This window comes from Halovivax limisalsi (genome assembly GCF_023093535.1).
GTDB lineage: Archaea > Halobacteriota > Halobacteria > Halobacteriales > Natrialbaceae > Halovivax > Halovivax limisalsi.
In genome coordinates, this window is sequence record NZ_CP095757.1 from 2,460,322 (window position 1) to 2,479,734 (window position 19,413).

Sequence of the window (19,413 nt, forward strand, 5' to 3'; positions counted from 1 at the left end):
ATGCTTCGTCCGGAGCTGAACTCGCCCTAGTCGGGCTCCGTGTCCGAGAAGGTTCAGCGGCCGACGCTCGCCGCCGCGACGATGACGGTTCCGACCACCATCACCGCGATACCGAACCCGGCGGGACCGATCGACGGCAGCACCGCACCGCCGACGACCGTCGCGCCCGCGACCAGGCTCGCGACACCGCCGACGGTGCCAATCCGGGCCAGGCTGCTCCGGTCGCCGGCCTCGGGGCCCCTGCCGTCGGCCGAGCCGGCGCCTGTGGAGTCCAGCTCGTCGACTCGGCGTCCGAGTTCGTGGACCCGCTGATCGAGATCGGCGATCCGTTCGGGCGGTACGTCGGTCTCGCCGCCGGAGGTCGATTCCAGCGCCGAAACGCGAGATTCGATGGCTTCCAGGTCGGATTCGTCTGCGGCGGTTGCCGCCTCGACCGTCTCGCGAAGTTCCGCCCGGTCGACGGTTTCGTCGAGCTCGCCTTCGAGCGACTCGAGCCCGTTTTCGAGGGCCGCAGTCGTTCCTTCGATCGATTCGAGTCGGTCTTCGAGCTCGGCGGTGGTCCGGTCGAGCGATTCGAGAGGCTCGATCGTCGCACTGACCGACTCCAGCTCGGCCGACAGCGACGACTCGACGCGCCCTACCCGTTCCTCGACGGCATCCGTGCTCGCGATTTCGTCGCCGTCGCCGACGACATCCGCGGCTGTCAGGCGCTCCTCCGCCGCGAGCGTGGACTGACGGGATTCGACGGCGTCGAGCCGGTCGATCACCTCCGACCGCCAGGCTGCCAGGTCGTCATACGAGGAGCGAAGCGTCGCGATCGATTCGGTCAGGGATTCGTCGTCGGACGACTCGGCCGGGCCGACGACGCGCTCGAGTTCGGCGATCGACTCGCGGAGCGCGTTCACGTCGTCCTCGTCCGGTCGGTCGGACTCGGACAGTCGCTCGTCGACGGCCTCGAGATCGGACTCGATACGCTCGACGGCGGTACGAAGGTCGTCGATCGAGGATTCCAGCTCGTCGACGGCCGCCTCGTCCGCGCCGTCGTCCGCTCGTTCCTCGATGGTCGATTCGAGATTCTCGACGACCGACTCGATATCGCCGAGGGTCGATTCGACGTCGCCGACCTCCGACTCGAGATCGTCGACGTCGCCTTCGAGCGTCCCGAGGTCCGATTCGACCGTCTCGACGGTCGACTCGACGCGTGCGACGTCGTCCGACAGTTCGGCGTCAATCGATTCGACAGAGTCCTCGATGGACTCGATAGCGGCGGCGCGGTCGGCCGCCTCCGACTCGATCGCGGCGTCGAGCGTCGCCAGTCGCTCCTCGAGGTCGTCCGGGAGGGCGGCCAGCTCGATGTCTACGCGCGCGAGGTCCTCTCTGATCGAGTCGACCGACTCCCCGAGGTCCGACGCGAGCGTCGACTCGACGTCGTCGAGGTCGGCTTCGAGGTCGGCCACGGCGGCCTCGAGCGCTCGCTCCTGCTCGGAAACGGCGGCTTCGATGCGGTCGACGTCCGATTCGTGGGTCTCCGAGAGTGTCTCGAGTCGGTCGAACAGATCGGACTCGACCGACTCGATCGCGTCGCCCAGGTCGTCGTGCTCGGATTCGTGCGCTGTCAGCGTCTCCTCGATGCGATCGATCGTCGCGGCCGTCGACTCCACCGAGGACGAGACGGTTTCCAGGTCCGATTCGAGTGCGTCGAGGGCCGACCGGTCGGCGGCCGTCGATTCGAGTTCGTCGAGCGCGTCCGCGAGGGCCGTGACGCGGTCGTCGAGCTCGTCGAGTTCGTCGTCGCGCGTGCCGAGTCGATCGAACAGCTGCTCGATCGCGCCGTCGGCCACCGCGTCGGTCGTCTCCGCCGTTCCGACGGACTCCTCGAACGTGAGCTGTCCCGTCGATTCGTCGTCCGACTCGGTCGCCGACGCGTCGGTCGCTTCGCTTCTCGTGTGGGCGGACCAGGTGACGGATTCGAACGCGTCGACGCCCTCCTGTGCCGAGACCAGTGCGCCGCGAACGGCGCTCTCGGCGGGCTCGTCCGCCCGGCGGATCCCCCGGATCGAGAAGGGGAGCGACGCCGCGTCGAAACGACCTCCGAGGAGGTACTCGAACCCCTCGACGGCCCACGGCCCGGCGACCGCGACGGGGACGGCGATCCCCCGCTCGATCTCCTCCGCGTCTGCCTCGACCCGGATCGCCTCGACGAGCTCGGCGGTCAGGTCGTCGAAGGCGGCCGCGATCGCACGTGCGATATCGTCTCCCGGCGCGTCCGGATCGAGAGCAAAATTTTCGAGGCGCGATTCGATCTGGTCGACGGCGTGTCCGGTGGCGCCGGCGGACCGTTCGACGATCCACCGTTTGCCCTTCGCGATCGAGAACGCCAGCACCGGGACGCCGTAGTAGACGAGGGCGACGCTCGTCAGGTCGCGATCGACGTTGATCCCGAGTCCGGTGACGTTCTCGTCGCGAAGCTGGTCGGCGACGACCGCGTAGCCGGTGCTTACGGGTGTCGCGTCGAATCCCATCGAGGCGATGGTCTCGTCGACGACGTCGCGATGGTGCGCGGTCGGCCGGTCGGCGTCGACGATCGTCCCCGGCGTGGTGTAACAGAGGCGATTGCCCATGCCCTGGGCCAGCACCGCGTCGAGGAGCGTCTCGAGCGCCGCTTCGGCGAACGGCTCGTCGACCAGCACGCCGTCGACGAAGAGTTCGGTCACCCTCGAATCGGACGCCGCCGCGATTCGGGCCGCCCCCTCGCCCACCGCGTACGTGCCCGCAGTCGTCTCGACGGTCAGTACGTCGTCCAGTGCGACGTCACCGTCGGCTCCTGTGCTCTCGGGTTCGTCCCCGGTGAGCCGATAGATGACGGGTCGTTCCACCTCGATAACCGCCCCATCGAGTCCGTCGCGTGCCACCCGCGTCGCATCGGACCCGAAATCCAGACCGTTGGCCATGTCGGTCGAAGGAAACGACAGTTAATCTAGCTTCGCCCTCGAATACCAAATGTGAAAATCGGCGGGGACGCGATCCGTAAGACCCCCGACCTCACTGTCAGTTCAGATATTCGTTCGACCCTCGACGGCCGTCCGTCGATCGCGAATACCGACCGGAACGTGGTGGTTCGACGAACCTACGACGGACGACGGTCGAGATGCGACGGCCGACGGCGAAATTCGATATCGAATCTCACGGCGAGCGTCGAACCTCATCGTTATAATAGGGGGACGAGTGATGTGAACCACATGTCCGAAACCGGGACCGAACCCCCGTCGTCGGCTCGGCGGTTCCCCGATCCCACACAGTCCGGCAATATTCAGTATAATCCGACACTGAAGGAGCTCCGATCGCTCGCGCGCGACGACGAGCGCACGACCGAGTACGGGTCGCCCGCCTACGTCAGCGAGTATCGATCGCGCTGTGCCGACCGGACGGCAAACGCCGTCGATCACGACTTCGAGGAACGGGACTGGGCGCTCGTGCGGACGGGTCTCGACGCGGTATCGGACCGGGAAATGCTCTGCGTGGACCGACTCGTCGGCCGCCACCCCGACGCGACCTTTTGCTGTCGCCTCTACGTGCCAATCGAGTACGCGCGCATCGCGCTGACCTGGGCGAAGCTGTTCGAACCGTCGGACGGCCGGGAGCCCGATTTCGAGACCGTTCAGGTGCCCGACCACGACGAGACGGCGATCCGGATCCTCCCCGACGAGGGGACGACGGTCGTCCTCGGCAGCGACTACACGGGCGAGGCGAAGAAATCGTTCCTCCGCCTGTTCATGTACCGCACCAAGCAGGCCGGCGGGCTCGGGCTCCACGCCGGGAGCAAGCGCCTGACAGTTCGCGACGGCGGCCAGTCCGACGACGACCTTCGCACCGTCGGGCAACTCTTCCTCGGCCTCTCGGCGACCGGCAAGTCGACGCTCACCTCGCACGGCTGCTGGCTCACCGAGCCGGAGTCGGCGACCATGCTGCAAGACGACGTCTGCGCGTTGCTGCCGGACGGCTCCGTCGCGGGCAGCGAGGGCCAGGGACTGTACATCAAGACGATCGGACTGACGGCCTCGGAACAGCCGGCGCTCTACGAGGCGGCGACGGCCGAGTCGGCCGTCCTCGAGAACGTCGCCGTCGACGAGGACGGCACGGTCGACTTCCACGACGATAGCTACACGTCGAACGGGCGCGCCGTCATCCAGCGCGACGAACTCGAGAGCGCGGCCGACGAGATCGACCTCGAGACGGTCGATCAGATCTTCTTCATCACGCGTAACCCGCTCATGCCGCCGGTCGCGAAGCTCGAAGGTCCGCAGGCCGCCGTCGCGTTCATGCTCGGCGAATCCATCGAGACGAGCGCCGGCGATCCATCGCGCGCGGGCGAATCGATCCGCGTCGTCGGGACGAACCCCTTCATCGTCGGCTCCGATGGCCGGGAGGGCAACCGCTTTTACGACCTCGTCCGGGACCTCGACGTCGACTGTTACGTGATGAACACGGGCTACGTCGGCGCCGAGTCCATGGATGTCGGCGTCGAGGAGTCGGTCACGATCCTCACCGAGATCGCCAGGGGCGCCGTGGAGTGGACCCACGACGAGCGCCTGGGGATGACGATCCCGAGCGACGTACCCGGCATCGACGTCGAGGAGTTCTACGTGCCGGATCACGTCTCGGACTTCGAGGACGCGATCGCCTCGCTCCGAGAGGAGCGGCGGGCGTACCTCGCGGAGTTCCCGGAACTGCGCGAGGAAATCGTCGACGCCGTCTACTGACTCGCGCTCCGTTCGCTCGGGACGCGACCGGCGTGGAGACGGCTGCTTCACCTGGTGAAGCCTGGCGAGACGCGTGCAAATTCCGCCGACGCCTGGGTTACTTATGGTGGTCCGGTTCCTGATCCCCGATAATGAGCGACGTCGAGGCTCGAACCGCGATTCGATCGCCCGAGCGGCGCACCTGCGAGCGTTGCGGACGATCCGAACGATGGAATCCGACCCAGCAAGGCTGGCAGGTAGTGACCGAGAACGAGACGCCCCAGGCGGGACGTCCGCAGTGCATCCACGAGTGGAACATCACGGGCACCTTTTCGCCCGTCGAATAAGTCGCGACGGCTGAGACCGGGAGCGACGCATCGCGGAAAGCGAGCCGGATCAGCTGGAGCCAACGTTTTCTTCCGTGGCGGACAAGCGTCGGCAACGATGCGCTCGGTCTACCTCACCGCTCCGCCGGAGGCCGCCGACGAGCTGGCCCGTTCGATCGTCGAGCGACGACTCGCCGCCTGCGTCAATACAATTTCCTGCGAATCGGTCTATCGCTGGGAGGGCGAGCTCGTTGACGACGACGAGGTCGTCCTGATCGCGAAGACAACCACCGACCGGGCCGAGGACCTGACGACGTACGTCCGCGACCACCACCCCCACGACGTGCCGTGTATCGAACAGTTCGAGCCGACGGCCGTCCTCGATCCGTACGCGGAGTGGTGTCGTCGATCCGTCGAGGAACCAATTCGGTCCGACGACGAACCGACCGACGACGAGTGACTCGCGTCGGTCGGTCAACCCGCCGACGAACGTCTCGTCGGACGACCGGGTTGGAGTTGTCCACGCGCGGCCGGCGTCGGCGGGGAAAAAGCAACCCTTAAAAATCGCGCGCGGGTTTGGTCCCGTATGGCTGGAACTATCGAAGTGCTCGTTCCGGGCGGGGAGGCCAATCCTGGCCCACCACTCGGTCCGGAGCTCGGGCCGACGCCCGTCGACGTGCAGGCAGTCGTACAGGAGATCAACGACCAGACGGCCGCGTTCGACGGCACCGAAGTCCCCGTCACCGTCGACTACGAGGACGACGGGTCGTTCGACATCGACGTCGGCGTCCCGCCGACCGCGGCGCTGATCAAGGACGAGGCCGGCTTCGAGACGGGCAGCGGCGAACCACAGGAGGAGTTCGTGGCCGACCTCTCCGTCGATCAGGTCAGGACCATCGCGGAGCAGAAACATCCCGATCTGCTGGCGTACGACCTGAAGAACGCCACGAAGGAGGTCGTCGGTACCTGTACCTCCCTCGGCGTGACCATCGAGGGCGAGAATCCGCGCGAGTTCAAAGAGCGCATCGACAGCGGCGAGTACGACGACATCTTCGCCGAGGCCTGATCCGCCGCGGCGCCGTCCGCTTCTCGACGGGAGGTCTCGACGGCCGTGCTGAGCCGTGTGACTCCGGCGGCGGATCGAGACTCCCGTGAACGGCGGGAGTCCGCCCCGTCCCGGACCACACGGCTCGGATCAGAATTTGTTCGCCGGCGGGACCGTTCGATCGTCCGGATCGGTCGTCGTCGAGCCGCCGACGAGGACTCGAGCCCCGGCGCCGGCGCCCAGACACGCCACGATCGTGGTGAAAACGAGGAGGAGTTCCATCGACAGGGCGGCCAGACCGGCACAGATCGAGGCGGCGACGATGCCGGTCGGAAGGGAGTCGCGACCGACCCTTGCGTCGAGCGTCCGCCCCAGTGCGACGACCCCGAGTACCGTCCACGCGGGCAACAGCCCGACCGAAACCGAGACGAGCGGAATGGCGAAGAAGATCCCCAGACTCGATTCGGAGAGTAACATCGCGAGTGCGAGGAACGCGCCGAGAACGAGCGTCGCCGGGAGTCCGACGAGCACCGAAATTATCGGGCTCGCCCGCGCCAACTCGATCGTCCGTCGGCTGTAGTCCGGCAGAATCCCGACGAGGATCAGCGCGAGGACGAGCGTCGTGAGGACCGCGATGGCAACGCGACCTCCGAGCGAGCGCTCGACGACGAACTCGATCGAGCGCTCGTGAACCGAGAGTGACACGGCGGCCTGTAGCGGACCGGGCGGGGGCGCGAGTCCGAAGGGGGCCATCGTCCACGTCCTGACGTGGACGGAGGAAATAGATTTCGATAAATCAGGGTTCGATGACTAGAACGTTACCGTTCGTTCCCCATTACGGCTCAGATATCGAAATCGGTGATAGCAACTCGAGCGACGACGGGCGACGCTCGATCGTGGTAGCGACGATCCCGAACGCTGGATCGAGACCGTCTCGATCGCGGTTTCCGGAGCGACGCTCGCCGGAGTGGGGACTGGACCGCCGACGATCGAACCGACCGATCCGGGATTCGCCGAGGGCTGTCGGACTGGAACCGTCACGGACGCCCGGATCGGATCGTTGGGAGGGCGATCCGGACGGGCTCGATTCGTAGGCAGTTCGACGGGTTTAAGTCCGCAATGACCCTCGGTTAGCCTGAGACAGGCTTTGCCTGTTTCACTGACCCGTAGGAGCATACCCTGCGTACTACGGAGGTGAACGATGGCAGATTCGGATATCGAAACAGCAGTCGCGGACGCGCTCGCGGAGTCGCCGGCTCGGAATTTCACCGAGACGGTCGACCTCGCGATCAACCTCCGGGACCTCGACCTTGACGAACCGTCGAATCGCGTCGACGAGTCCGTCGTCCTCCCGGCCGGCACCGGCCAGGAGACGACGATCGTCGTCTTCGCCGAGGGTGAAACGGCGCTCAGAGCCGAGGACGTCGCCGACGACGTCCTCGACGGCGACGCCCTCGAAGACCTCGGTGACGACGACGATGCGGCCAAAGAACTGGCCGACGACACCGACTTCTTCATCGCCGAGGAGGCGATGATGCAGGATATCGGTCGCTATCTCGGGACCGTCCTCGGTCCACGGGGCAAGATGCCGACCCCGCTCGGCCGGGACGACGACGTCGTCGAGACCGTCAACCGGATGAAAAACACCGTGCAGATCCGCTCCGGCGATCGGCGCACGTTCCACACGCGCGTCGGCGCCGAGGATATGGACGCGGCGGACATCGCCGACAACGTCGACGTCATCCTGCGTCGGCTGCACGCAGACCTCGAGAAGGGCCCGCAAAACATCGACTCCGTCTACGTGAAGACGACGATGGGCCCGTCCGTGGAGGTGGCCTGAGATGAGCGCAGAGGCGACTCGCAAGACCGAGAACCTTCCCGAGTGGAAGCGAGCCGAGGTCGACGAGATCACCGCGCTCGTCGAGGCCCACGAGAACGTCGGCATCGTCGGCATCGCCGGCATTCCGTCGAAGCAACTGCAGGACATGCGCCGGGAGCTCCACGGCACCGCGCAACTGCGCGTCAGCCGTAACACGCTCCAGCGCCGGTCGCTCGAGGCCGCCGGGATCGACGAACTCAGCGAGTACGTCGAGGGCCAGGTCGGGATCGTCCTCACGGACGAGAACCCGTTCAGCCTCTATCGCGAACTCGAGGCCTCGAAGACGCCGGCGCCGATCGGCGCCGGCGAGGTCGCGCCGAACGACATCGTCATTCCGGAAGGCGATACCGGCGTCGATCCCGGCCCGTTCGTCGGCGAACTCCAGCAGATCGGCGCGAACGCGCGCATCGAGGACGGTTCGATCCAGGTCATGGAGGACTCGACGGTGCTCGAAGCCGGCGAGGAGGTCTCCGCCGACCTCGCGAACGTCCTCAACGAACTCGGCATCGAGGCCAAGGAGGTCGGCCTCGACCTGCGCGCCGTCTACGCCGACGGCGTCACGTTCGATCCCGAGGACCTCGACATCGACGTCGAAGCATACGAGCAAGACGTCGCGAGCGCGGCCGCTCAGGCGCGCAACCTCGCCGTGAACGCGGTCATTCCGACCGAGTCGACGGCGCCGCTGCTCGTCGCGAAGGCCACGGGCGAGGCCAAGAGCCTCGGCCTCCAGGCCGCGATCGAGGACGAGGAGCTCGTACCGGATCTCGTGGGCAAGGCCGACGCGCAGCTGCGCGCGCTCGCAGCCCAGATCGACGACACCGACGCGCTCCCCGACGAACTGCAGGACGTCGAGGCGCCGACACCGGCGACCGACGACGAGACCGACGAGCAGGCCGACGAATCGACCGACGACCAAGACGACGCCGACGCGGCCGAGGACGACACCGGCGACGATGACGAAGACGACGGTGATGGCGCGGAAGGCCTCGGTGCGATGTTCGGCTAATCACGGAGATACACGACAATGGAATACGTTTACGCTGCACTCATCCTGAACGAATCGGGCGAAGAGATCAACGAAGACAACCTCACCGACGTGCTCGACGCCGCCGGCGTCGACGTCGAAGAATCGCGCGTGAAGGCGCTCGTCGCCGCGCTCGAGGACGTCGACATCGACGAGGCCGTCGCCGACGCCGCCGCCGTGCCCGCGGCGGGTGGCGCCGGCGCTGCCGCGCCGGCCGAGGGCGGCGACGAGGAGGAGGACGAGGAGGTCGAAGAGACCAGCGACGTGCCGGACACGACGGACGACGATGACGAGGAGGACGAGGCCAGCGGCGAGGGCCTCGGCGAACTCTTCGGCTAATCCGGCCGAACACTCGCGATTTCTCACCGTTCTGTGCGTTCGAGAGAGCCACGGCGTTCACACCGGATCGACGGCGTTCGCACCGATTGGCGGCCGCCAGCAACCAGCGGACGAATCCGCTGCCCGCCTGCGTTCTGGGCCGACCATATAAATAGGAGGCCGCGGCGAAGGCCGCGGGAATGGGCAGCGTCGAGTTCGTCGTCGATCCCGCGCTCTCGGTCCAACTGCTCGGCTGGACGATCGCCGGGTGTCTGGCCGGGTCGATCAGCGGCCTGATTCCGGGGCTGCACGCGAACAACTTCGCGTTCCTGCTGGCCGGCGTCGCGGCCGCGGTCCCCGGTCCGCCGCTGTTAGTCGGCGTCGCGATGCTCGCGGCGGGCGTCGTCCACACGTTCGTCAACGCCGTCCCCGCGATGGCGCTCGGCGTGCCCGACGCGGAGATGGCGTTGACGGCGCTGCCGGGCCATCGGCTCGTCCTCGCTGGTCGCGGCCGCGAGGCGATCCGTCTCTCGGCGCTCGGGAGCTTCCTGGCCATCCTCCTCGCGATGCCCCTCGCCGTGCCGGTCACCTGGGCCGTCAACCGGTGGTACGCCGTCGTGATCGACCACCTGCAGTTCGTGCTCGCCGGAGTCGTGCTCGCCCTCCTCGTCGCCGAACGAACGCCGCGACGCGTGCTCGCCGGCGGGCTCGCATTTTCGCTCGCGACGGCACTCGGGGCGCTCACGCTCGACGTCGATCCGGCGGCCCCGCTCGACGCCGGCGGCATCCTCGCGCCGGTCTTCGCCGGCTGCTTCGGTGCGCCGGTCCTGATCGATGCCGTGGCGGGCGGCGGGATTCCGCCGCAGGACGATTCGGCGATCCGAATGTCTCGCCCCGGGCTCGTTCTGACGGGCGCGGCGGGAACGGTCGCGGGTGCGGTCGTCGGCTTTCTGCCCGGAATCTCGGCCGCGATCGCCGCCGTGGGCGTGCTGGTCGTGCTCCCGGGCGGTACCGGGGGATTCGGGTCGGCCGACGATCGTAGCTACATCGTCGCGACCAGCGGCGTCGACACCGCGAACACGGTCTTCGCACTCGTCGCGCTCTGGACGATCGGCCGGCCGCGAACCGGAGTGATGGTCGCCTTCGACGGTACGGGAGCGCCGGTCGCGCTTCCGCTCCTGTTGCTCGCCGCGCTCGTAGCCGGCGCCTGCGGGTCCCTGGTCGTGTTCGTCGCCGGCGATCGGTATCTGGCGCTCGTCGGCCGCCTCGACTACCGGTGGCTCTCGCTGGCGATCCTGGGACTGCTGGTGGCACTGTCGGCGCTCTTCGCCGGCTGGATGGGCGTGCTCGTTTTCGCCGTCGCGAGCGCGATCGGATTGGTGCCGGTCAGACTGCGAACCCGGCGGGTTCACCTGATGGGCGTACTGATCGGCCCGCTGATGCTGGCCGGCTGGTAACCCGATGCGGAGGTCGTCGGGGCGCAGCCTATTTGCTGTCCGGTCAAGAACCCTTTCGCCATGGCAGACTCGGGCCGGACGACTCGGCGGGATCGCATCGTCGCCGGCGAGTTCGTCCTCCTTACGTGCGGGTTCGCCCTCGCGTACTGGCTCGATCACCTGGCCCTCTGGCTCGGCTGGGCGGTCGCGTGCGTCGTGCTCGCCGGAGTGACGCTCGTCTCGTTCAACCGCGGATTCGAGCCCGCGGACGGCGACTGAGACCCGGGAGTGCCGGGAGCGTCACCCCGAAAGACAACCGTTAAAAGCGCCCGCCGGGAACTGGCGGGTATGAGTACGACCGAGGAACGCGGCGGGCGCGCGTGCGTCTCCTGTGGCATCGACGTCTCGGGGACGAACGCGGCGAGGTTCAAGTGCCCCGACTGCGGCGCGCAAATCTACCGGTGTGCGACCTGCCGGAAGCAGAGCAACCTCTACGAGTGTCCCGACTGCGGCTTTACCGGTCCCTGATCAGCCATGGGGAAAGTAGCAGCCAAAATCAAGGTCATGCCGAACAGCCCCGAAATCGACCTCGACGAGCTCCAGGAACGCCTGGAATCCTCGCTCCCTGAAGGGGCGAAGATCAACGGCGTCGAGCGTGAAGACGTCGCCTTCGGCCTCGTCGCGCTCATTCCCACCGTCATCGTTCCCGACGGCTCGGGCGGCACGGAGGCCGTCGAAGAGGAGTTCGGCTCCGTCGAGGGTGTCGAGAGCGTCGACGTCGAGAACGTCGGTCGCATCTGAACGCCCGCCATACTGAGTACTTCGTCGTCAATCGCGACCAGCGGACGCTATCGGACGACCGTCGGTGATAGCCCGTCGATCTGCTTCGAACGGAGGTCCCGTACCGTCGTCAGTCCGTCGCGTCGGAACTGTCGGTTCGCGCGGAGAGGAGTTTCGCACTCGCCGGCGAGAGATCGACGGAGACGTCCCGGTTCAGCCCCTTGCTGATCTCGTTGATGTTCTTCGAGAGAACCGTCAGAATGTCCGGCGGGTTCGGATAGACGAGCATGTTCCCGTCTTTCCCTTCGGTCGCCAGCTGAGTGTCGTTGATCATCACCTGATCGTCGTGGATCGACGCGGTGACGACCGGCAGCGCTTCGGGTTTGCCGGGTTCGTCGTCGCGAACCGTCCGTATGTGGACGGAATCGAGATCGATGACGTCCTTGTGTTCGCGGATGCGTTCGGCACAGCGGACCATGTCGTTGACGAGATCCTGCCGTTCGGTCTCGCCGTGGTCGCGTTCGTAGCAGTGTTCGCAGACCCGCAGTTCGATGCGCATGGGCGTCCCTAACCGTCGCAATCGGATGAGAATTCCGTTCGAACCGCCGTCGCCGTTCGATCGACCCGTCGCGTGGCGGTTCTCCGCCACGGAGTGAGTCAACCGCCACGCGATCAGCTCTCACCCGGCGGTCATTCCACCCGCGCAGTCACTCACCGACCGTCCGCGAGTTCGTCGGCGATCTCGCGGATGCGATCGGAACCGGCCTGGGCGTAACCGCCGTGATGGCAGATGACGTGGGCGACGTCGCGGCCGGCGAGCCGGTCGACCGACTCGGCCGCGGCGTCCACGTCGATCGTGTAACCGGGTTTCGGGCCCGAAAGGACCTCGTCCCCGTCCGACGTCAGCGCGTCCCCGGCGACGAGGAGACGTTCGTCGGGGAGGTACAGCGAGACGTGCCCCGCCGTGTGGCCGGGCGTCTCGACGACGCGGACGGGTCCGGCCTCGGATTCGAACTCGTCCCCGTCCGCGAGGTGCTCGTCGATTGACGTCGGCGGATACCGGCCGTCCCCGGACCCCTTTACGGGATCCTCGTCTCCGTCGACGTGGGGCGCCTCGTCGGGGTGGGCGGCGACCGTGACGTCGGTTCGATCCCGCATGGCGGCGAGTCCGCCGGCGTGGTCGGCGTCGTGGTGCGTGAGGAGGACGCGCTCGACGTCCGACAGGTCGAACCCGGCGTCCGAGAGGGCGCGTTCCAGCTCCCCTAGCTCGCCCTCCGGGCCGACGTCGACGAGGAGGAGTCCGGCGTCGGTCTCGATCGCCGTGGGGGTGATCGAGACCGTTCGGTCCCCGAACGGCACCGACATCGTGAGCGCGTGGACCGTGGTGTCGTCGGTCATCACTCGAGAATTCGGCCCGCGGGAGGAAAGTGTAGCGGTGGACGGCCATCGGTCGGGCGACCGGTGACGTTCGAGGCTCACTCCGGAGGCGTGGGGCGGGCCACGGCGAGGTAGCCAGCGCCGGCGTCCCACGTTTCGACCACGTCGACGGTCTCGAAGGTGGCCTCGAGGAGTTCGAGCGTGTCGACGCCTCGCTGGTGATTCACGGTGCGTGCGATGACTCGCTCGTACAGCGGGTTCAGAAACCGAAACGGGCCGTCGGTCAGCGGGCGCGAGTCGAGCACGGCGAAGCGGCCGTCTGGTGCCAGCGCGTCGCGGACGTTCTCGAGTGCGCCCGCCGCATCGGGGAACGTGTGGAGCGCGAACGTCGTGACGACGGCGTCGAACGCGTCGTCGGGGCCACAGGTCGCCGCGGCGTCGGCCCGGACGACGTGGACGTTCTCCCAGCCCCGTTCGTCGACCGCTTTTCGCGCCGACTGCACCATCCCGGACGAGTAGTCGAGACCGACGACGGTTCCGTCGGGGCCGACGGCCTCGCGCAGTCGTTCGAAGTTCGTCCCCGGCCCGCACGCGAGATCGAGGACGGTCTCGCCGGACTCGAGAGCGAGCGCGTCGAACGTCTCGTCTCGCATCCCCGCCGTCAGAGCCATCACCCGATCGTAGAGCCAATCGCGGTCGCTCCACCAGTCGTAGAGCGATCGCCCTCGATCGCCTTCGGCTCTCGTCGGTTCCGATCCCCCTGGATCGGTCGTGACGACAGTCGCCCCATCGGCCCGGAAGCTATCGAGGAGGGCAGAATCGACGGTGTTCCTGCCCGTCGTCTCGGTAGTTGTCGCGTCCATCGAGGACGGTCGATGCTCGCCCTCGGCGACGCCTGGCTCCGTCCCGTGCCCCGCCCGTCGTCCGTCGTCCGCGTTCGAAGTCATTCGCGCTCGATCGTGAGTTCGATCGCCGACTCCCTCACTCCACCGACGATCCCTTTCGGCCGTTTAAGTCCCCCGACGCGATCGCATCGATGGCTCTCGACGTAGTCGCCAGGTTCGCGGCCGGTTGGATCCGACCGCGTGGGCGAGCAGTTCGTTCTCCGCGGGAAGGGGTCGTTCGAGGATGCGTTCGGGCCGTTCGAGCAGCCGTTTCAACGCGAACGCCGTCCCGCGCGCCATCGGGTTCCACGTGTTCGCGTACGCCTCGTACACCCGTTCGAACGAATCGGCTTCCATGAATTGCAGGAGTCGGACGCCGTCGGCGCTGCGATCGAGGAAGATCGTCTCGGTGTACATACCCTCGGCCCGGAGGATCGCCTCTTCCCAGGCGGTCGTCGACCGCTCGATCCAGCCCCCGCTCGATTCGTGCGGGGAGGCCGCCATCCACTCGACGAGCCATGACGCGACCCCGGGTTTGACGCGCAGCTCGACCAGAGCCACCTCGACGGATTGACCGGCCGATACAGCCGGCGAGATCACCGGTGCGTCCCGTTCGGCGACGGCAACCGACGCACGCGGACGTTCCGGATGCCACGCGTGGGTGAGGACGGCCTCGCTCGAGAGGGTCCCGCCGATCGCCCGCGCTCGATCCGACGTGGCCAGGTGTTCGCCCAGCCCGGCGTCGGACAGCGGCGACTGCGTCCTGAGGTGTCGGGCGATCGACGCCCCGGTGCGGTCGCTTCCGGTACCCGTCAGCTCGAGTTCGAGATACCAGGTGAGCGTCGGATCGTCGCTCGATTCCTCGAGAAAGATCGAGGCCGTGTGGACACCGTCGATCCCCGTCAGGGCGCTCGGACCGTCGACCGACCGATCACTCGATACGTGCGCCACCACGTCGCGGATGGATCCCGCGGCATTGGAGCGAATCGGTTCCCTGACGAGAACAACGGACGTCAGTCGTTCGAACGGGTTCGCCGGCAGCGTCTCGTCGGCGTCGCCGTCACCGTCGCGGGTACGTTCTTCCATACGCCGAGTGGTTGCCGCGGCCGGGAGAACGCACGCCCGATATGGTTCCCGGTTTTATATGGGTCCGCTGCAATCGTCGGCTGTGAAGTCCCTCAGGATCGCGATCAGACCGAATGCGGAGTTGATGGCGCCGGAGGGGAACCTGGCCGTCGCCGCGACCGGCGTCGACCGACACCTGATTCTCGGCGGCTCCGTCCTCGACGGCACGGAGACGACGATCTCGTACGTCGAAGGCGCCGCCGAGGACGTCGAGCCGATCCTCGAGTCGGCGCCGACCGTCGACGAGTACGATATCACGCCGACCGACGGCGGGTGCTTCGTGTACTGTCGACAGGAACTGTCCGAGTCGGCGCTGACGCTGTTCGACGCGTTCTTTCAGGACACGATCGTCGTTGTGCCGCCCTACGAGTGCCGATCCGACGGGTCGATTCGCATGACCGTCGTCGGATCACCGTCGGAGGTCCAGGCCGTTCTCGAGGAGTTCCCGGACGCGGTCGACGTGGACGTGCTTCGCGTCGGGGATACCGTCGGCGGCCCGGCGAGCGAACTCTCCGAGCGACAGCGGGAGGCAGTCGCCGTCGCGTGGGACTGCGGCTACTACGACGTGCCCCGCGATCGGGGGATCGAGGCCGTCGCAGCCGACCTCGACTGTGCGGTGTCGACGGCCTCCGACCTCCTCCGACGGGCCGAGTCGCGGCTGGTCGCGAACGCGCTCGACGTGCGGCGGTAACGGCGGCCGGTTCGGACGACCCCGAGCGAGAATCAGGAAAGCGCCACGTCGATCGCGCGCTCGAGGTCGGTGATCTGATCGTCGACGTGTTCGATGCCGACGCTGACCCGAATCAGACTGTCGGTCAACCCGGCGGCGATGCGCTCCTCGCGCGGCACGGCCGCGTGCGTCATCGGTGCCGGTTGTTCGATCAGGCTCTCGACGCCGCCGAGACTCTCCGCGAGCGTGAACACCTCGGTGTTCGAGACGACGGCGCTCGCCTCGTCCATCGTCGCGTGGAGTTCGAAGCTCAGCATGCCGCCGAAGTCGTCCATCTGGCGCGCGGCGAGCTCGTGACCCGGGTGGGATTCGAGACCGGGATAGTACACCGTCTCGACGTCCGGGTGGTCGTCGAGCCACTCGGCGATCGCCCGGGCGTTCTCGCAGTGGCGATCCATCCGGACTGGTAGCGTCTTCGTCCCCCGGAGCACGAGAAAGCTCTCGAACGGGCCGGGCGTCGCACCGACGGCGTTCTGGTAGAAGCCGAAGCGCTCGTCCAGCTCCGCGTCGTTGGTCAGCAGGGCGCCGCCGACGACGTCGGAGTGGCCGCCGAGGTACTTCGTGAGCGAGTGCGAGACGACGTCGGCGCCGAGTTCGAGCGGGCGCTGGAGGTACGGCGTCGCGAACGTGTTGTCGATCGCGCAGATGGCGTCGTGGGCGTGGGCGATCTCCGCCGCACCCTCGACGTCGACGATCGACATGAGCGGATTCGTCGGCGTCTCGAGCCAGAGGAGTTCCGTGCTCTCGCGGAAGCCGGCCTCGATCGCGTCGAGGTCGGTCATGTCGACGAAGGTGAATTCGAGGTCGTAGTCCTCGTAGACCTGCGTGAAGATCCGGTGGGTGCCGCCGTAGACGTCGTTGCCGGTGACGACGTGATCGCCGGCTTCGAGCAGGTTGAGTACCGTGTTGATAGAGCCCATCCCGCTCGAGAAACACCGGCCGTAGTCGGCCGATTCCAGGCTGGCGAGGTTCGCTTCCAGGTCCGCACGGGTCGGATTACCCGTCCGCGAGTACTCGTAGCCGCGATGGTCGCCAGGGGCGGTCTGCTCGTAGGTGGAGTTGGCGTGGATCGGGGTCATCAGCGCTCCCGTCTCCGGATCCGGTTCCTGGCCGGCGTGGATCGATCGGGTCTCGAACCGAAAGTCGTCGTCCATGCGCGGGCCAACGACTCCCGAGACCGTTATACTGTCGAAGCGAAAGTGGCTGAAGAAAGCCCGCGATCGGTGGAGGGTGACGACTTCGGGGAAGCCGAACGCCGCAGAGTGCGAGCCGGCGCGATGGATGTCGCGTGATCGCACGCCGAACCGGACCGTCGACGCGCGGTCCCGTCCTGGCGCCCGCGGAACGTGCCTTTTATAACTGTCACGGAGAAACGGGGACGTACGACTATGCCGAAATCAAATGGCCCTCGACAGGGAACTCGAAACAAACTCCGCAACGACCCCCGCGAGCGGGGCACGTCGCCGCCGCAGCGCGCGATTCAGGACTACGAGACAGGCCAGAAGGTCCACCTGAAGATCGATCCGAGCGTCCCCGACGGCCGCTTTCATCCCCGGTTCGACGGTCGCACCGGCGAGGTCGTCGGCACCCAGGGCAACGCGTTCCAGGTTGCCGTCACGGACGGCGGGAGCGAGAAGACGGTGATCGTCACCGCCGCTCACCTTCGCGCTCAGGACGAATGACCATCTTCAAGGAGATCGTCGACGAGGAGTACCTGACGGTTTCGGAGGCCAAGGAGCTCCTCTCGGATATCGAGGCCGATCGCGCGCTCGACGAGGATCGCGAACTCCGCTACGAGCTCGCCCGCGCGATCGACCACACCAATCGGTTCGCCGTCCTCGCACCCGAGGAGTCGCGCGAACTCGTCGCGGAACTCGAGGGTCTCGAGAAGGTGTCCGAACCGACCGCCTTCAAGATCGCGAATCTCCTGCCCCGCGATCGCGACGAACTGCGGGCGGTCTTCGCCCAGGAGCGGTACTCGCTATCGGGCGACGAACTCGACGAGATTCTCGCCATCGTCGCGCGCTACGCCTGAGGGCGACGGCGGCTCCAGTCGACCGCGTCGCGGACCCGTCGAGTTCACGACGATTTCGGTGGCGGCCGCGAACCGGACCGACGGCTGCTTCGAGGGCCGAACTGTTGGGGATTCTTTAAGTGATCGGTGGTCGTACCGACACGGTGATGAGCGAATCCGAGCGCGACGAGTCAGCAGTCCGCCGGGCAGTGGTGCTCGACTATCTGGCACACGGCCTCTCCTCGGGCGGTCGGCCGGCCTACGAGAGTCAGCCGGCCGGCTACGCCCTCGATACGGAGGCGTTCGATCTCTTCGAGGTGGCGTTCGACGAGGCAGAGCGGTTGACGATCGGGACCGACGTCGTCGTCGAACCGCGATCGGAGCGCACCGTCGTCGAGCAAGCTCGCGAGATCGAGTACGACGACCTCTCCTCCGGCGCGAAGTCCGAACTCGAGTACGTCGTGAGCGACCTCGTCGAGGACGAGGAGGAACGCTTCGTCGACTTCTACAACGAGGCCCAGCCGATCACGCTGCGGCTCCACCAGCTCAACCTGCTGCCCGGCATCGGGAAGAAACTGCGGAACACGATCCTCGAGGAACGGAAGCGAAAACCCTTCGAGAGCTTCGAGGATCTCGAGGAGCGCGTCTCCGGGCTCCACGATCCGGACCAGATCCTCGTCGACCGCATCCTCGAGGAGCTTAAAGAAGACGACCTGAAGTACCGCACCTTCGTCGGCGGGAACCGGACGGACGGGTAGTGAGCGACCGCCGGGCGGTTCCGCGACGGGTCGGTCCGCGCTGATTCTCGCGAGTGGTCGCGGTTCGCAGGGAACGTCGGCCTTTAGCCACCCCGCCTCGAACGGCGAGTCGATGAGAGATCCAGACGGGCTGTTGCGCCGGGCGGGCGTGCGGGGCAATCCCGACCGCGACCAGCACTTCCTGATCGACGATCGCGTCCTCGACCGGCTCCCGACGTATCTCGACGAGTTCTCCATCGAGCCCGAACGACTGCTCGAGATCGGGCCGGGAACGGGCGCCCTGACGGACCGCCTGCTCGCGACGGGGGCGACCGTCGTGGCGATCGAGCGCGACGGCGACCTCGTCTCCTTCCTGCGTCGCGAGTTCGCCGCCGAAATCGAGGCCGACAGGCTCGAACTCCGCGAGGGCGACGCGCTCTCGGTCGATATTCCGTCGTTCGACGCCTGCGTCTCGAACCTCCCCTACGGCGCCTCGAGCGAGATCACGTTCAGGTTGCTGCCGACGGGGCGGCCGCTGGTCTGTATGTACCAGCGCGAGTTCGCCGAGCGGATGGTGGCCGAGCCGGGGACGTCCGCGTACGGCCGGCTATCGGTCTCGACCCAACACTACGTCGATCCGGAGATCGTCGAGACGGTGCCGCCGGAGGCGTTCTCGCCGCCGCCGGCGGTCGAGAGCGCCGTCGTCAGAATGACCCCGCGAGCGCCGGACTACGTCGTCGACGACGAGGCGTTCTTCCTGCGGTTTGTCAAAGCGCTGTTTACCCAGCGGCGCAAGACGATCCGCAACGGCATCCGAAACACCGCCCACATCACGGGCCTCGAGGATCCGGAGGCGGTGGTCGAGGCGACCGACGACGCGATCCTCGCGAAGCGACCGGACGCGATCGAGCCGTCGACGTTCGCGGAACTGGCGGCGATCGCCGGCCGCGTCGGCCACCCGTCGAACGAGTGAGCCCAGCGGGACCGATCGCGAACCGA

At 67.2% G+C, this 19,413-nt stretch carries 23 protein-coding genes; 16 read left to right on the top strand and 7 right to left on the bottom strand.

Annotation, left to right across the window (positions count from 1 at the left end):
• Positions 1–53: 53 nt before the first annotated feature.
• Positions 54–2,951 (bottom strand): disk-shape morphogenesis protein volactin, encoded by a 2,898-nt coding sequence (locus MXA07_RS11295; protein ID WP_247728701.1) that lies wholly within the window; start codon positions 2,949–2,951, stop codon positions 54–56.
• A gap of 288 nt (positions 2,952–3,239) precedes the next feature.
• Here MXA07_RS11295 and MXA07_RS11300 point away from each other — a divergent pair, with 288 nt between their 5' ends.
• The 4 genes from MXA07_RS11300 (at position 3,240) to MXA07_RS11315 (ending at position 6,131) form a co-directional block, all read left to right on the top strand.
• Positions 3,240–4,760 carry a phosphoenolpyruvate carboxykinase (ATP) gene (locus MXA07_RS11300; protein WP_247728702.1) on the top strand — a complete coding sequence of 507 codons (1,521 nt, stop codon included), beginning with the start codon at positions 3,240–3,242 and terminating at the stop codon, positions 4,758–4,760.
• A 131-nt stretch (positions 4,761–4,891) separates the two neighbouring features.
• Positions 4,892–5,086 (top strand): HEWD family protein, encoded by a 195-nt coding sequence (locus MXA07_RS11305; protein ID WP_247728703.1) that lies wholly within the window; start codon positions 4,892–4,894, stop codon positions 5,084–5,086.
• A 97-nt stretch (positions 5,087–5,183) separates the two neighbouring features.
• Positions 5,184–5,525 carry a divalent-cation tolerance protein CutA gene (cutA, locus tag MXA07_RS11310; protein ID WP_247728704.1) on the top strand — a complete coding sequence of 114 codons (342 nt, stop codon included), beginning with the start codon at positions 5,184–5,186 and terminating at the stop codon, positions 5,523–5,525.
• A 126-nt stretch (positions 5,526–5,651) separates the two neighbouring features.
• Positions 5,652–6,131, top strand: coding sequence for a 50S ribosomal protein L11 (locus MXA07_RS11315; RefSeq protein ID WP_247728705.1), 480 nt, complete (start codon positions 5,652–5,654; stop codon positions 6,129–6,131).
• A 129-nt stretch (positions 6,132–6,260) separates the two neighbouring features.
• On the opposite strand, the gene MXA07_RS11320 is transcribed toward MXA07_RS11315, so the two are convergent.
• Entirely contained in the window at positions 6,261–6,863 is a 603-nt protein-coding gene (locus MXA07_RS11320) for a DUF8173 domain-containing protein (RefSeq protein ID WP_247728706.1), read from the bottom strand.
• Between the two features lie 448 nt (positions 6,864–7,311).
• On the opposite strand from MXA07_RS11320, the gene MXA07_RS11325 reads away from it, so the two are divergent.
• The 7 genes from MXA07_RS11325 (at position 7,312) to MXA07_RS11355 (ending at position 11,568) form a co-directional block, all read left to right on the top strand.
• Positions 7,312–7,950 (top strand): 50S ribosomal protein L1, encoded by a 639-nt coding sequence (locus MXA07_RS11325; protein ID WP_247728707.1) that lies wholly within the window; start codon positions 7,312–7,314, stop codon positions 7,948–7,950.
• A 1-nt stretch (position 7,951) separates the two neighbouring features.
• Positions 7,952–8,995: a 50S ribosomal protein L10 gene (locus tag MXA07_RS11330; protein ID WP_247728708.1), complete on the top strand. Its 1,044-nt coding sequence runs from the start codon at positions 7,952–7,954 to the stop codon at positions 8,993–8,995.
• An 18-nt stretch (positions 8,996–9,013) separates the two neighbouring features.
• Complete coding sequence (gene rpl12p / locus MXA07_RS11335; RefSeq protein WP_247728709.1) at positions 9,014–9,352, top strand: 50S ribosomal protein P1; 339 nt, start codon at positions 9,014–9,016, stop codon at positions 9,350–9,352.
• 179 nt (positions 9,353–9,531) lie between these two features.
• A complete protein-coding gene (locus MXA07_RS11340) occupies positions 9,532–10,788 on the top strand; it encodes a tripartite tricarboxylate transporter permease (RefSeq protein ID WP_247728710.1) in 1,257 nt (418 codons plus the stop codon).
• Positions 10,789–10,848: 60 nt separating this feature from the next.
• Positions 10,849–11,046, top strand: coding sequence for a hypothetical protein (locus MXA07_RS11345; protein WP_247728711.1), 198 nt, complete (start codon positions 10,849–10,851; stop codon positions 11,044–11,046).
• A 69-nt stretch (positions 11,047–11,115) separates the two neighbouring features.
• The gene (locus MXA07_RS11350; RefSeq protein WP_247728712.1) at positions 11,116–11,295 is read left to right on the top strand and encodes an HVO_2753 family zinc finger protein; all 180 of its coding nucleotides are present in this window, start codon (positions 11,116–11,118) and stop codon (positions 11,293–11,295) included.
• Between the two features lie 6 nt (positions 11,296–11,301).
• Positions 11,302–11,568, top strand: a complete 267-nt coding sequence (locus tag MXA07_RS11355; protein WP_247728713.1) for an elongation factor 1-beta — start codon at positions 11,302–11,304, stop codon at positions 11,566–11,568.
• Between the two features lie 109 nt (positions 11,569–11,677).
• Here the strand turns inward: MXA07_RS11355 and MXA07_RS11360 are convergent, their stop codons facing one another.
• From MXA07_RS11360 to MXA07_RS11375, 4 genes are all read right to left on the bottom strand, one after another.
• A complete protein-coding gene (locus tag MXA07_RS11360; protein ID WP_247728714.1) occupies positions 11,678–12,106 on the bottom strand; it encodes a hypothetical protein in 429 nt (142 codons plus the stop codon).
• 152 nt (positions 12,107–12,258) lie between these two features.
• Positions 12,259–12,945, bottom strand: a complete 687-nt coding sequence (locus MXA07_RS11365; RefSeq protein WP_247728715.1) for an MBL fold metallo-hydrolase — start codon at positions 12,943–12,945, stop codon at positions 12,259–12,261.
• A gap of 77 nt (positions 12,946–13,022) precedes the next feature.
• Entirely contained in the window at positions 13,023–13,871 is an 849-nt protein-coding gene (locus MXA07_RS11370; RefSeq protein WP_247728716.1) for a class I SAM-dependent methyltransferase, read from the bottom strand.
• 63 nt (positions 13,872–13,934) lie between these two features.
• Entirely contained in the window at positions 13,935–14,894 is a 960-nt protein-coding gene (locus MXA07_RS11375) for a hypothetical protein (protein ID WP_247728717.1), read from the bottom strand.
• A gap of 82 nt (positions 14,895–14,976) precedes the next feature.
• Between MXA07_RS11375 and MXA07_RS11380 the strand changes: the two genes are divergently transcribed.
• Positions 14,977–15,624: a helix-turn-helix domain-containing protein gene (locus MXA07_RS11380; RefSeq protein ID WP_247728718.1), complete on the top strand. Its 648-nt coding sequence runs from the start codon at positions 14,977–14,979 to the stop codon at positions 15,622–15,624.
• Positions 15,625–15,656: 32 nt separating this feature from the next.
• On the opposite strand, the gene MXA07_RS11385 is transcribed toward MXA07_RS11380, so the two are convergent.
• Positions 15,657–16,817, bottom strand: a complete 1,161-nt coding sequence (locus MXA07_RS11385; RefSeq protein ID WP_247728719.1) for a cystathionine gamma-synthase — start codon at positions 16,815–16,817, stop codon at positions 15,657–15,659.
• A 234-nt stretch (positions 16,818–17,051) separates the two neighbouring features.
• On the opposite strand from MXA07_RS11385, the gene MXA07_RS11390 reads away from it, so the two are divergent.
• The 4 genes from MXA07_RS11390 to MXA07_RS11405 all read left to right on the top strand — a co-directional run bounded on the left by MXA07_RS11390 (position 17,052) and on the right by MXA07_RS11405 (position 19,387).
• Entirely contained in the window at positions 17,052–17,345 is a 294-nt protein-coding gene (locus MXA07_RS11390) for a 50S ribosomal protein L21e (protein WP_247728720.1), read from the top strand.
• Entirely contained in the window at positions 17,342–17,698 is a 357-nt protein-coding gene (locus MXA07_RS11395) for an RNA polymerase Rpb4 family protein (RefSeq protein WP_247728721.1), read from the top strand. The genes MXA07_RS11390 and MXA07_RS11395 overlap by 4 nt, the downstream gene beginning before the upstream one ends.
• A gap of 146 nt (positions 17,699–17,844) precedes the next feature.
• Positions 17,845–18,435, top strand: a complete 591-nt coding sequence (locus tag MXA07_RS11400; RefSeq protein ID WP_247728722.1) for a DUF655 domain-containing protein — start codon at positions 17,845–17,847, stop codon at positions 18,433–18,435.
• Between the two features lie 112 nt (positions 18,436–18,547).
• Complete coding sequence (locus MXA07_RS11405; protein WP_247728723.1) at positions 18,548–19,387, top strand: 16S ribosomal RNA methyltransferase A; 840 nt, start codon at positions 18,548–18,550, stop codon at positions 19,385–19,387.
• The last annotated feature ends 26 nt before the right edge of the window (positions 19,388–19,413 follow it).